Genomic DNA, 12,636 nt, shown 5'->3' with positions numbered 1-12,636 from the left:
GAGTTGGGTGTCTCTCCCCCTTGAGCGACGGGCGCCCGCTGCTGTGGCGCGCCACCCGCCAGATCGTCGCCTCTCTGATCGCGACCATCTTTACTCAACCTTCCTTGGCGGCCCTGCGTCAAAATCTCCATGCCTTGCGATATCGCTGGCGTGAGCCACCGCGAAAGCGCAAATTTCAGTCCATGCCAAAGCTATCTTAGCGCCTATGCCCACAAAGGGGGAGGTAAAGCGCCCGCTACTTCCGCAGAGCCATCGGTCGTCCGAGCAGAAACCGGATGAAGTTGCCTGCGGTCCGCGGCGCCATGCGGGGCTGCGTCGCCTGTCGTGGCGCGCTTTGCCTTCGCGCTGGCACCTCGGGTTCGACACCCGGTCGGCCCACCGTAAAGGAGGGCCCCGAGACCGGCTTCCCCCTCAACACGTTGGCGGCGTTGTTGTCATGGATGACGATGCACCATTGCGCGCCCTTCGATGCCGCCACGACGGTGTTGAAGCGCGTCGCCATTTTTGCGTGGTGCTCGCTGTAGACGCCGCTCATCGCCGGCGATCTCCTTTCGACCAGCGTGCCGAACGCCGACGTGACATAGTCGTGGTGCGTGTAGCGTCCGCTTGCCGTGTCGAAATTCTGGCCGTCCGGAAAGGCAATGAGCGGCTGCAGGTCCACCACACGCTTTTCGATCTCCCGGCGCGCGTAGTGCTCGACGCGCTCCATGAAGGTCGGCGCCAGCGCGTCGTCGCTGTCGAGCCGCGTGAGCGAAACATAGTCGGCATCGGTATCGGCCTGGACGAAGGCATTGAAGCGATCATTGTAATCCTCGCCCGCCTCGACAAGGATCGGCCTGACGTCGACACCGGCCACGCAGCTGCACACGGTGCGAATATAGTTCTCGTGCGTATCGGCATCGAACGCCAGAAGGACGGTAAAATCCTTCAGCGACTGGCCTTCGAGCGACGACGCGCAATAGGTGTCGAACAACGCCAGGCGCTCGACCAGCCAGACCGGGTCGAGATTGGCGCGGCCCTTTCCGTCCCACTGGCTTGGCTTGAAGCCAGCGGCGATGTTGTAGCGTATGGCGATGTATTTCTTCAGGCCGGTGTCCATGGACCGACACTTAGTACATTCCGCTGATCTGCGACAACCGACGGCTGGGCGGCCACCCTCCCCCTTGTGGGGAGGGTCGGCTCGCAGTCGGAGCGANGGATCGACCCTCCCCACAAGGGGGAGGGTAAGCGCACTTCAAATATGCAGCGCGTGGCCCAGCGCCTTCAGCGCCGCTTCCTGGAAGCCTTCGCCCTGCGTCGGATGCGCATGGACGGTCCCGGCGATATCCTCCAGCCGCGCGCCCATTTCCAGCGCCAGGCCGAATGCCGCCGCCAGCTCCGACACGCCTTGCCCGACCGCCTGGATGCCCAGCACCAGATGGTTGTCCGCGCGCGCCACGACGCGGACGAACCCGTCCTCGCCGAGTTTCGTCATCGCCCGGCCGTTGGCGGCGAAGGGGAACTGGCCGATCTTGATTTCGCCCAGCGCCTTCGCCTCCTCCGGCGTTAGCCCTGCCGTCACCAGCTCCGGATCGGTAAAGCAGACGGCCGGGATCGAGCGCTTGTCCCAGCTGCGCTTGTGGCCGGCGACGATCTCGGCCACCATTTCGCCTTGCGCCATCGCCCGGTGCGCCAGCATCGGCTCGCCGGTGACGTCGCCAATGGCATAGATGCCGCGCATCGAGGTGCGGCACTGGTCGTCGATCTTGATGAACTTGCCGGCCATGTCGAGATCGATCTGATCAAGGCCCCAGCCCTCCGTCACCGGCTTGCGGCCGACCGTGACCAGGATCTTGTCGGTGGCAATTCTGGCGCTCTTGCCGTCCGCGGTCTCGACCAGCAGCGCGTCGCCCTTGACCCCCTTGGCGTTCGCACCGACCATGACCTCGATGCCGAGCTGGGTGAGCCGTTTCACCACCGGCCGGGTCAGTTCCGCATCATACTGGGCCAGCACGCGCGGCAAGGCCTCGACCACGGTCACCGCGGCGCCCATTTTGGCAAAGGCCATGCCGAGCTCCAATCCGATATAGCCGCCGCCGACCACGGCGAGCTTTTTCGGCACTTCGCTGAGAGCCAGCGCCTCCGTCGACGAAATCACCGGCCTGCCGAACGGCAGGAACGGCAGCTCGACCGACGCCGAGCCGGTGGCGATCACCACGGTCTCGGCGCGGATGATCTGCGTGCCGGTCTCGGTCTCGACCGCGACGGTCTTACCATCGCGGAACGTCGCCCAGCCATGGACGGTCTTGACCTTGGCCTTCTTCAGTAGCCCGGCAACGCCTCCGGTCAGCCGGCTAACAATGCCGTCCTTCCACGCAACCGTCTTGCCGAGATCGAGCACGGGCGCTGCTACCGAGATGCCGAGCGGACTGCTGCCGCCGGCCATATGCGCGACCTTCTCGAACTCTTCCGCCGCATGGATCATCGCCTTGGACGGGATGCAGCCGACATTGAGACAGGTGCCGCCCGGTTTGCCGGCTTCAACGATCACCGTATCGATGCCGAGCTGGCCGGCACGGATAGCGCAGACGTAGCCGCCGGGCCCGGCGCCGATGACCAGCAGCTTGCAGGAGATTTCTTTCATGGCGTGACCCTTTGATGCGAGGGAATGTTCCGTCGCGATCCTTCGCGCCCCCCTCTGTCCTGCCGGACATCTCCCCCACGAGGGGGGAGATCAGCAGCTTCTTCGCTTCGCTCATTCCTGCAACGATGGAGATTGGCGAAACCCTGCGTGACGTCCAATCTCCCCCCTTGTGGGGGAGATGCCTGGTAAGGCAGAGGGGGGCGCTGTCCCGCCGTCATCTCGGTCGTTCCGCCCCTCAATCCACAAATATCAGCGCTGGCGTCTCAATCAGCGCCTTGATCCGCTGCACAAACACCGCCGCATCCCAGCCGTCGACCACCCGGTGATCGAAGCTCGATGACAGGTTCATCATCTTGCGCGGGATGAACTGGGTGCCGTCCCAGACCGGCCGCACCATCATCTTGTTGACGCCGACGATCGCCACCTCAGGATGATTGATGACCGGCGTCGTCGCCACGCCGCCCATGGCGCCGAGCGAGGTGATGGTGATGGTCGATCCCGACAGCTCGTCGCGGCTGGCCGTGCCGGACTTCGCCGCTTCGGCCAGGCGGTTGAGCTCGGCCGCGCAATCCCAGAGGTCGCGCGCCTCGGCGTGCTTGACCACCGGCACCACCAGGCCCGACGGCGTCTGCGCGGCAATGCCGATATGGACGCCGCCATGCTGATGGATGATGCCGGCCTCGTCGTCGAACAGCGCGTTGATGTTGGGCTGGTCGGCAATCGCCTTGACCATCGCCCGCATCAGGAACGGCAGCAGCGTCAGCTTCGGCCTCTCCACACCCTTGCGCTTTTCCTTGTTGAGCGCCGCGCGCAACTCCTCAAGTGCTGTGACGTCGATCTCCTCGACATAGGTGATGTGCGGGATGCGTGACTTCGCCAGCGACATTTTTTCGGCGATCTTGCGCCGCAGTCCGATGACCTTGATATCCTCGACGCTGTCATTGCGCGCCAGACCCGACGCCTTCGCTACCTGCGGTCCGCGTGCCAGGAATGCCTCGATATCTTCGTGGCTGATGCGGCCGGCAGGGCCGGTACCCGACACATGGCGCAGATCGATCCCCGCCTCCTTCGCCCTGAGCCGGATGGCGGGCGACGCCAGGGGCTTTTCGCCCTCCGGGCGCGGCGCGCCGGAGGGTGCCGCGCCTTTAGATGTCGGCGCAGCACCCCCACCCTTAGCCCCTCCCCACAAGGGGGAGGGGGATTCAGTCTCAGCTGCCCGTGCGCTTTTGGCTGCTGGTGCAGGTAATGGCGACTTGGCGTCGGATTTCGTGGCCGAAACGCCTCCCTCTTGTGGGGGTCCGGAGGACGGGCGAGACCCGTGGCTCGCCCCGGCAGGGGTGGGGGTCGGTGCCGCCGTGACCTCTGACGATTTCGAGCCTTCGGCGACATTGCCCTCCCCCGCCACTTTCAGCCGCACGATGGGCGAGCCGATCGCCACCGTGTCGCCGATCTCGGCGCCCAGCCACAGGATCTCGCCATCGACCGGCGAAGGTATTTCCACCGTCGCCTTGTCGGTCATCACGGCGGCGAGCAAAGCGTCCTCGCGCACGAGGTCGCCGACCTTGACGTGCCATTCCACCAGCTCCGCCTCGGCAACGCCTTCGCCGACATCGGGCAGCTTGATGATGTGTTCGCCCATCCCTAGGCTCCCATGGTTTCGAGAAGCGCGCGGCCGACACGGGCCGGCCCCGGGAAATAATCCCATTCCTGCGCATGCGGGTAGGGCGTGTCCCAACCGGTGACGCGCGCCACCGGCGCTTCCAGATGGTAGAAACAATTTTCCTGCACCAGCGCCGACAGCTCGGCGCCGAAGCCGGAGGTCAGTGTCGCCTCGTGCACGACGACGCAGCGTCCGGTCTTCTTCACCGAAGCGACTATCGCGTCGAGATCGAGCGGCAGCAGGGTCCGCAAATCGATGATCTCGGCATCGATGCCGGTTTCTTCCACGGCCGCCTGCGCGACATAGACCATGGTGCCGTAGGCGAGCACGGTGACGGCCGAGCCCGCCCGGCGGATCGCCGCCTTGCCGAGCGGCACCGTGTAATGGCCGTCGGCGACCTCGCCCAGTTCATGCTTCGACCATGGCGTCACCGGTCGGTCGTGATGGCCATCGAACGGTCCGTTATAGAGCCGCTTCGGCTCCAGAAAAATCACCGGATCGGGATCCTCGATCGCCGCGATCAGCAGGCCCTTGGCATCATGAGGATTGGACGGCACCACCGTCTTCAGCCCCGACACATGGGTGAACAGCGCTTCCGGGCTCTGGCTGTGCGTCTGGCCGCCAAAAATGCCGCCGCCGGTCGGCATGCGGACAACGATCGGGCAGGTGAAATCGCCGTTCGAGCGGTAGCGCAGGCGTGCTGCTTCCTGCGTCAGCTGGTCGTAAGCCGGGTACATGTAGTCGGCAAACTGAATTTCCACGCATGGCTTCAGCCCATAGGCGGCCATGCCGATGGCGGAGCCGACAATGCCGGATTCGTTGATCGGCGCATCGAAGCAGCGGCTCTTGCCGTACTTCGCTTGCAGGCCTGCCGTGCAGCGGAAGACACCCCCGAAGAAGCCGACATCCTCGCCATAGACGATGACGCGTTCGTCGCGCGCCATCGACACGTCCATGGCGTCGCGGATCGCCTCGATCATGGTCCGTCTCGGCATGGTCAGACTCCCGCCTGCTGGCGCTGGCGCCTGAGATGCGGCGGCATCTCGGCAAACACGCCCTCGAACATCTCGCGCGTCGACGGCTTGCCGCCGGCATGCAGCGTGCCGTGGCCTTCAGCTTCCTTCTGCGCCGCGATCACCGTCTCGAGGATTTCCGCTTCGGCCTGGGCGTGACGCTCGTCCGACCAGACGCCGCGTTGGATCAGATGGTTCTTCAGCCGCATCACCGGATCGCCGAGCGGCCAGGCGTCGGATTCCGTCTTCGGCCGATAGGCCGACGGATCGTCCGAGCTCGAATGCGCGCCGGCACGGTAGGTGACATATTCGATCAGCGTCGGCCCGAGATTCTGCCGCGCCCGCTCCGCCGCCCATTTGGCCACGGCATGCACGGCGAGATAATCATTGCCGTCGACGCGCAGCGCCGGAATGCCGAAGCCGAGGCCGCGCGCGGCAAAGGTGCCGGAGCCGCCACGCGCAATGCCTTGAAACGTCGAGATCGCCCACTGGTTGTTGACGACGTTGAGGATGACCGGCGCCTTGTAGGTCGAGGCGAACACCAGTGCGGAATGGAAATCGGATTCGGCCGTCGAGCCGTCGCCGATCCACGCCGCCGCGATTTTCGAATCGTTGCTGATAGCGGAAGCCATCGCCCAGCCGACCGCCTGGATGTATTGCGTCGCCAGATTGCCGGAGATCGAGAAGAAGCCATGCTCCTTCGACGAATACATGATCGGCAGCTGCCGCCCTTTGAGCGGATCGGCCTCGTTGGAATAGATCTGGTTCATCATCGTGACCATCGGATAGCCGTCGGCTATGAGCAGGCCGGCTTGCCGATAGGTCGGGAAATTCATGTCGCCCGGCATCAGCGCCTTGCGGAAAGCGCAGCTCACCGCCTCTTCGCCCAGATGCTGCATGTAGAACGAAGTCTTGCCCTGGCGCTGCGCCATCTGCATGCGCGCATCGAAGCTGCGCAGCGTCATCATGTGGCGCAACCCCTCGAGCAGCTCCTCGTCGGTGAGCAGCCCGGCCCACGGCCCGACCGCCTCACCGGTGCGGTTGAGCACGCGGATGATCGAAAACGCCATGTCGCGGATGGTGCGCGGATCGACATCGATGTCCGGTCGCGGCACCGAGCCCGCCTTGGGGATAGGCACGTTGGAGAAGTCGGGCGTTCCGCCCGGCCGCACTTCCGGCTCCGGCACATGAAACCGCAACATCCCAGCATCGGTCATGACCATGGTCCTCCCATTTGCTGCGGTGATATTTGCACATCCGCGCGCCCGGCACAGCGCCAATTCATGGGGCGCCGCAACCCATACGGCGTCACGGCCGGCAGGCGACCGCAAGATGCAGATATGTCGGCGAAATTTCTTGTCGATGTTGGGGAGCGGCGCGCAATTAGGCGCAAAGTTTTGCAGGATTTCCAGCAGATAGTCACTTCACGGCCTCCGGGAGAGATGAACGCATCAAGGTCGGCGAACTGGCGCTTTCCTCTCCCCCGTCGATCGGGGGAGAGGTGTCGAGCGAAGCTCGACGGAGTGGGGGTCGACNTTGCCAGGTGGTTCCCCCACTCCGTCTCGGCTTCGCCGAGCCACCTCTCCCCCCTCTGGAGGGAGAGGAAGGCAATAGGGTCTCGAACTCTCTGGAGAACGTTCACTCCGCCCTCTCCCCATGCTAACCACCGCTAATGGCGCAGAAAAAAGGATACGAAGTCGATTCGTGGCTGGCGAAGCCGGACGCGCGCATATCGATCGTCCTGCTTTACGGACCCGACCGCGGCTTGGTCGCCGAGCGGGCCAAAGCCTTTGCCGCGAAAACCGGCCTGTCGCTCGACGATCCGTTCTCAGTCGTCCGGCTCGATGGCGCGGAGGTCGATCGCGACCAGGGCCGGCTGCTGGACGAAGCCCGGACCGTGCCGATGTTCTCTGACCGGCGGCTTCTGTGGGTGCGCAACGCCAGCGGCCAGAAGCCGCTGGCTGAGGACGTCAAGGCGCTGACCGCGGAGCCCGCGCGCGACGCGATCATTCTCATCGAGGCCGGCGACCTGAAAAAAGGCGTCGGGCTGCGCGCCGTGGTCGAGGCGGCCGACAACGCCATGGCGCTGCCATGCTATGCCGATGAAGCGCGCGACATCGACAGCGTCATCGACGACGAGTTGCGCAAGGCCGGCATGTCGATGGCGCTCGACGCACGCCAGGCGCTGCGCCGCAATCTCGGCGGCGACCGGCTGGCCTCACGCGGTGAGATCGAAAAACTGGTGCTTTATGCCCACGGCCAGAAGGACATCAGCCTCGACGACGTAAGGGCGATGTCCGGCGACGTCTCCGGCGCCTCCTTCGACGACGCGGTCGATGCTGTGCTGGAGGGCAGGATCGGTGACTTCGACACCGCCTTCACCCGCCACTGCCTGTCCGGCGGCCATCCTTTCCTGGTACTGTCCTCGGCGATGCGGCAGCTGCAGCAGCTTCAGGTCATGCGCGGCCAGATGGACACCGCCGGCCGCAACGCCGCCTCGGCAGTGGCCGGCGCCCGTCCACCGGTGTTTTTCTCGCGGCGCAAGCTGGTGGAGAAGGCGCTGGAGCGCTGGAACGTCGAGGCGCTCAGCCGCGCGCTGAACCGGCTGCAATCGGCCGTGCTGCAGACCAGGCGCAGGCCGGATTTGTCGGAAGCGCTGGCGCGGCAGGCGCTGCTCGGCATTGCGGTGGAGAGCGCGAGGCTGGCGCAGCGGTGATCTCCCCCCTTGAGGGGGAGATGTCGCCAAAGGCGACAGAGGGGGTCGCGGCGCGTGGAGCGCTGGCGCCTTTCGCAACGACAAACGAGGTCGGCGCTTGATGGGAGACGACCCTTCTGGCCTGCCGGCCATCTCCCCCTCAAGGGGGGAGATCAGCAGTTCGATCCCTTCGGCAATCGCCAATAAAAGAAGGGCCGGCAACCGCCAAGCCCTTTCTTCATCCTAAGCCAGAACTTCATTCGCCGGCTAAATATGGCGCAACCCCAACCCTCTACCGCTCGTCCTTCAACCGCCGGCATAGCTCGTCGAGCTGCTCCAGACTGCGGTAGTCCACGCGGATCGCGCCGCCTTTGCCCTTGTGCTCGATGGTCACGATCATGCCGATCGTGTTGGTCATCAGCCTTTCCAGCGCCAGCGTGTCGGCATCCTTGCCCGATGCGCCGTGTGCTGGTTTTGCCTTGGGCGGCGTGCCGCCCGCCGGCATCTGCGCCAGCGCCTCAGCATGGCGCACCGAAAGCCCTTCTTCGACGATCTGCTTGGCTAGCCCGGCTGGATCCTGCGCCGTCACCAGCGTCCGGGCATGGCCGGCCGACAGCACGCCGTCGACCAGCATGTCGCGGATCACGTCGGGCAGCTTCAACAGCCTGAGCGTGTTGGCGACGTGGCTGCGGCTCTTGCCGATGACATTGCCGAGGTCGGCCTGGGTGTAGCCGTGGTCGTCGATCAACTGCTGGTAGCCGAGCGCCTCCTCGACCGGGTTGAGATCGGTGCGCTGGACGTTTTCTATGATCGCCAGTTCCAGCGCCGTGCGGTCGTTGACGTCGCGCACGATGATCGGGATCTCGGTCAGCCCGGCGCGCTGCGCCGCCCGCCAGCGGCGCTCGCCGGCGATGATCTCGTAGCGCCCGGCCTGCGTCGGCGAAGGCCGCGCCACTACCGGCTGCACGACGCCATGTTCGCGGATCGATTGCGCGAGATCCGTCAGATCGGCATCGCCGAAATGCCGGCGCGGGTTTTTCGGGTTCGGGCTCAGAAACTCTATCGGCACCTTGCCGTCGGCATTCAGGCCTGGCTTTTCGGCCGCTGCCACCGGGCGGTCGATCTCCCCGATCAGCGCCGCCAGTCCACGCCCCAGTCTCTTTCTCGAAAGGTCTTCGCTCATCTCAATTCCAGATTCTTGATCGTTTCGGTGCCGATCGGCTTTGTTTATCGACCCTGCCTAATCATGCAGCGCGCAATTTTCGCTCGCGGCGGATCACTTCGGATGCCAATTGCAGATAGGCTTGGCTGCCGGAGCATTTCAGGTCATAGAGGATCGCCGGCTTGCCATAGGAGGGCGCCTCGGACACTCGCACATTCCTAGGAATGATGGTCTCGTAGACCTTGTCGCCCATATGTGCCCGCACGTCCTGCACCACCTGGTTGGCGAGGTTGTTGCGGCCGTCATACATGGTCAGCACGATGCCCTGGATGATCAAGTCCGGATTGATCGAACGGCGCACCTGCTCCACCGTTTCCAGGAGTTGGCTTAGCCCTTCCAGCGCGAAGAACTCGCACTGCAGCGGCACAAGAACAGAATCGGCTGCCGCCATTGAATTCAAAGTCAAAAGGTTGAGCGAGGGCGGGCAGTCGATCAGCACATAGCCGAACGGCGCACCGCGCTCGGTGGCGGCACGCAGCGCGTTGCGCAGCTTAAGCACGCGATCCGGCGCCGAGGCGATTTCCATCTCGATGCCGAGCAGATCAAGCGTCGACGGCACGATCGACAGGCCGGGCACCGCCGTTGGAATGGCCGCCTCTTCCAGGCCCAGTTCGCCGGTCAGCACATCGTAGGACGAGACGGTGCGGTCCTTGCGGTCGATGCCAAGACCGGTCGAGGCATTGCCTTGCGGATCGAGATCGACGATCAGCACCTTTTCGCCGATGGCGGCCAGCGCCGTGGCCAGATTGATGGCGGTCGTGGTCTTGCCGACGCCGCCCTTCTGGTTGGCGACGGTGATGGTGCGAGGTCCGGTTTTCATGGGTCTGTGCCAGGTATTCATGTGGGCCAGGTATTCATTGCGTCGCCAAGGTTGCGAAGGAGAGCTTACGCCGTCCGCAGATCGGTCACTTCGAGGATGACGCCATGGGCGTCGGTCATGCTAGGATGTTCTACCAGATCGAAAGCCCAGCGGTGAGTGCTTTCTTCCACCTCGGAGCGGTAATCCCGGCCTTTGTGGAACAGCGCCCGCGATCCCTTGGTCAGCCACGGCGCCGACAGGTCAAGCAGCGCCGGCAGCGCGGCAAGCGCCCGCGCCGTGATGATTTCCGGTGCGGAAACAAGCGCATAGCTGTCGTCGATGCGCCGGGCGACGACCCGTGCCGGCAAACCGAACTGGCCAATGACCGCCTGCAAAAACGATGCTTTCTTGCGGTTGCTCTCGACCAGATCGATCGACGCGCCGTCGCGCTCGCCCAGCAAGAAGGCCATTACCAGGCCCGGAAAACCGCCGCCTGAACCGAGATCGGCCCAGCGTTTGGCCTGGGGGGCGATTCGGGCCAGCTGCGCGCTGTCCAGAATATGGCGGCCCCAGACATCGTCCAGCGTCGACGGCGCGGCCAGATTGATGCTGCGGTTCCATTTCAGGAACAACTGTTCGAACGTCACCAACCGATCGAATGTTTCACGTGAAACCGGTCCCGCGGCCTCTTGTAGGCTCGCCCATGAGGCAGCGCTCACGCAACGGCCCTTAGCGCGGCCGATTCGGCGTTGCGGACGTGCGCGACGATGATTGCCAGCGCCGCCGGCGTCATGCCTTCCATACGCTGCGCGTCAGCGATCGAACGGGGCTGACGCGTTAGCATCTTCTGCTTCAGCTCATTGGACAGGCCGGGAACATCGGCGAAATCCACCGACGCCGGGATCAACCGGCTTTCCTCGCGGCGGATCTGTCCGACATCCGCCTGCTGGCGATCAAGGTAAACCGAATATTTCGCTTCCGTTTCGAGCCGCTCAGCGGTCTTGACGTTGATTGCGCCAAAGGCCGGCGCAACACGGGCCAGCCAGGCTATATCGACGCCGGGATGAGCGAGCAATTCATAAGCGGAGCGGCGCACGCCGTCCCTGTTGATCTCCAGCCCATGCCGCGCCGCTTCGTTGGGCGTCATCGTCGTCGCAACTGCGAGTTCGCGCGCCCTATCTAGATCCTGTGTGACTTCATTGAACCGCTGCGTCCGCTCCGGCGACACGATACCAAGCCGATTTGCCAGAGGCGTAAGCCTTTCATCGGCATTGTCGGCGCGCAGCGATAGGCGAAACTCCGCCCGCGAAGTGAACATGCGGTAGGGCTCGGCAATGCCGCGGCTGGTGAGGTCGTCGACCATCACTCCGATATAGGCTTCGGTGCGGCTGAGCACGATTTGGTCGTCGGCTGCCGCCTTACGCGCGGCGTTCAGCCCGGCGAGCAGGCCCTGCGCTCCGGCTTCTTCATAACCGGTGGTGCCGTTGATCTGACCGGCGAGGAAAAGCCCCGCAATACGTTTGGCCTCAAGCGTCGGCTCCAACTCGCGCGGATCGACATGGTCGTATTCGATAGCGTAGCCGGGCTGCAGCATGGTCGCCCGCTCTAGCCCGGGTATAGTTTTGAGAATGTCGAGTTGCACATCCTCGGGCAGGGAGGTCGAGATGCCATTGGGGTAGACGGTGTCATCGTCCAGCCCTTCCGGCTCCAGGAATATCTGATGACCTTCTCGATCGCCGAACTTGACGATCTTATCTTCGATCGACGGGCAGTAACGTGGACCTACGCCTTCGATCGAGCCGGAATACATGGCGGAGCGGCCGAGATTGGCGCGGATCAGCGCGTGCGTCGCCGGCGTCGTACGCGTGATGCCGCAATGGATTTGCGGATTCTTGATTGTGTCGGTGAGCAGCGAGAACGGTACTGGATGTTCGTCGGCCGCCTGGCTTTCCAGCGACGCCCAGTCGATGGTGCGGCCATCGAGCCGCGGCGGCGTGCCGGTCTTCAGCCGTCCAAGCGCGAAACCGGCGCGGCTCATCGTCGCCGACAGGCCAAGGCTCGCCTGCTCGTTCATCCGCCCGGCGACAATCTTCCTGTCGCCAATGTGGATGAGGCCGCGAAGAAAAGTGCCGGTGGTTAGGACGACTGCACCGCACGCCAACCGGCGCCCGTCGGCCAGGAGCACAGCGGCGATCCGTCCTTCTTCGATCTCGAAATCCAAGACTTCGCCTTCGACGACGTCGAGATCGTTCTGCTGCCGAATCGCTTCCTGCATGGCCAGCCGGTAAAGCTTGCGGTCAGCCTGGGTGCGCGGCCCGCGCACGGCTGGGCCTTTGCGGCGGTTAAGCAGGCGGAATTGGATGCCGGCAGCATCGGCGATGCGGCCCATCAGCCCGTCCATGGCGTCGATCTCACGCACCAGATGGCCCTTCCCGAGGCCGCCGATCGCCGGATTGCAGGACATGACACCGATCGTGTCGAAGCTCAGCGTGATCAGCGCGGTCCTGGCACCGGCGCGCGCGGCAGCGCTCGCAGCCTCGCACCCGGCATGGCCACCGCCCACCACAACCACATCATAGTGATCGATCATTGTCCCTTCCAGATTCAGAGATTTCCCGACACAT

11 protein-coding genes are annotated in these 12,636 nt (G+C 64.4%); 2 read left to right on the top strand and 9 right to left on the bottom strand.

Annotated elements, in window-relative coordinates:
- Positions 1–200, top strand: a 200-nt coding sequence (locus tag X728_RS1000000171230) for a hypothetical protein (protein ID WP_210164490.1), incomplete at its 5' end; no start/stop codon positions are given.
- A 35-nt stretch (positions 201–235) separates the two neighbouring features.
- Here the strand turns inward: X728_RS1000000171230 and X728_RS138930 are convergent.
- From X728_RS138930 to X728_RS138950, 5 genes are all read right to left on the bottom strand, one after another.
- Positions 236–1,099 (bottom strand): glycosyltransferase, encoded by an 864-nt coding sequence (locus tag X728_RS138930; protein WP_023832981.1) that lies wholly within the window; start codon positions 1,097–1,099, stop codon positions 236–238.
- 135 nt (positions 1,100–1,234) lie between these two features.
- Positions 1,235–2,623 (bottom strand): dihydrolipoyl dehydrogenase, encoded by a 1,389-nt coding sequence (lpdA, locus tag X728_RS138935; RefSeq protein ID WP_023832980.1) that lies wholly within the window; start codon positions 2,621–2,623, stop codon positions 1,235–1,237.
- A gap of 235 nt (positions 2,624–2,858) precedes the next feature.
- Positions 2,859–4,262 (bottom strand): dihydrolipoamide acetyltransferase family protein, encoded by a 1,404-nt coding sequence (locus X728_RS138940; RefSeq protein ID WP_023832979.1) that lies wholly within the window; start codon positions 4,260–4,262, stop codon positions 2,859–2,861.
- 2 nt (positions 4,263–4,264) lie between these two features.
- A complete protein-coding gene (locus tag X728_RS138945; protein WP_023687603.1) occupies positions 4,265–5,278 on the bottom strand; it encodes an alpha-ketoacid dehydrogenase subunit beta in 1,014 nt (337 codons plus the stop codon).
- A gap of 2 nt (positions 5,279–5,280) precedes the next feature.
- Positions 5,281–6,513 (bottom strand): 3-methyl-2-oxobutanoate dehydrogenase (2-methylpropanoyl-transferring) subunit alpha, encoded by a 1,233-nt coding sequence (locus X728_RS138950; protein WP_023706775.1) that lies wholly within the window; start codon positions 6,511–6,513, stop codon positions 5,281–5,283.
- A 455-nt stretch (positions 6,514–6,968) separates the two neighbouring features.
- Between X728_RS138950 and holA the strand changes: the two genes are divergently transcribed.
- Positions 6,969–8,012, top strand: coding sequence for a DNA polymerase III subunit delta (gene holA / locus X728_RS138955; RefSeq protein ID WP_023750940.1), 1,044 nt, complete (start codon positions 6,969–6,971; stop codon positions 8,010–8,012).
- A gap of 271 nt (positions 8,013–8,283) precedes the next feature.
- Here holA and X728_RS138960 read toward each other — a convergent pair whose 3' ends face one another.
- The 4 genes from X728_RS138960 to mnmG all read right to left on the bottom strand — a co-directional run bounded on the left by X728_RS138960 (position 8,284) and on the right by mnmG (position 12,602).
- On the bottom strand, positions 8,284–9,174 hold the full coding sequence (locus X728_RS138960; RefSeq protein ID WP_023832978.1) for a ParB/RepB/Spo0J family partition protein: 891 nt from the start codon (positions 9,172–9,174) through the stop codon (positions 8,284–8,286).
- 61 nt (positions 9,175–9,235) lie between these two features.
- Entirely contained in the window at positions 9,236–10,033 is a 798-nt protein-coding gene (locus X728_RS138965; RefSeq protein ID WP_023692913.1) for a ParA family protein, read from the bottom strand.
- A gap of 65 nt (positions 10,034–10,098) precedes the next feature.
- Positions 10,099–10,731, bottom strand: coding sequence for a 16S rRNA (guanine(527)-N(7))-methyltransferase RsmG (rsmG, locus tag X728_RS138970; protein ID WP_023708807.1), 633 nt, complete (start codon positions 10,729–10,731; stop codon positions 10,099–10,101).
- Positions 10,728–12,602, bottom strand: a complete 1,875-nt coding sequence (gene mnmG / locus X728_RS138975) for a tRNA uridine-5-carboxymethylaminomethyl(34) synthesis enzyme MnmG (RefSeq protein ID WP_023832977.1) — start codon at positions 12,600–12,602, stop codon at positions 10,728–10,730. Before mnmG ends, rsmG begins: the two co-directional genes overlap by 4 nt.
- Positions 12,603–12,636: the final 34 nt, after the last annotated feature.

It is taken from the genome of Mesorhizobium sp. L103C119B0 (assembly GCF_000502235.1).
GTDB lineage: Bacteria > Pseudomonadota > Alphaproteobacteria > Rhizobiales > Rhizobiaceae > Mesorhizobium.
This window is presented reverse-complemented; position numbering and strand designations above follow the sequence as displayed.

Bases quoted from the DNA above. Each gene is read 5' to 3' on its own strand.
- mnmG (WP_023832977.1), bottom strand. From the start codon at position 12,602: ATGATCGATCACTATGATGTGGTTGTGGTGGGCGGTGGCCATGCCGGG.
- X728_RS138940 (WP_023832979.1), bottom strand. From the start codon at position 4,262: ATGGGCGAACACATCATCAAGCTGCCCGATGTCGGCGAAGGCGTTGCC.
- X728_RS138945 (WP_023687603.1), bottom strand. From the start codon at position 5,278: ATGCCGAGACGGACCATGATCGAGGCGATCCGCGACGCCATGGACGTG.
- X728_RS138930 (WP_023832981.1), bottom strand. From the start codon at position 1,099: ATGGACACCGGCCTGAAGAAATACATCGCCATACGCTACAACATCGCC.
- holA (WP_023750940.1), top strand. From the start codon at position 6,969: ATGGCGCAGAAAAAAGGATACGAAGTCGATTCGTGGCTGGCGAAGCCG.
- lpdA (WP_023832980.1), bottom strand. From the start codon at position 2,623: ATGAAAGAAATCTCCTGCAAGCTGCTGGTCATCGGCGCCGGGCCCGGC.
- X728_RS138965 (WP_023692913.1), bottom strand. From the start codon at position 10,033: ATGAAAACCGGACCTCGCACCATCACCGTCGCCAACCAGAAGGGCGGC.
- X728_RS138960 (WP_023832978.1), bottom strand. From the start codon at position 9,174: ATGAGCGAAGACCTTTCGAGAAAGAGACTGGGGCGTGGACTGGCGGCG.
- X728_RS138950 (WP_023706775.1), bottom strand. From the start codon at position 6,513: ATGACCGATGCTGGGATGTTGCGGTTTCATGTGCCGGAGCCGGAAGTG.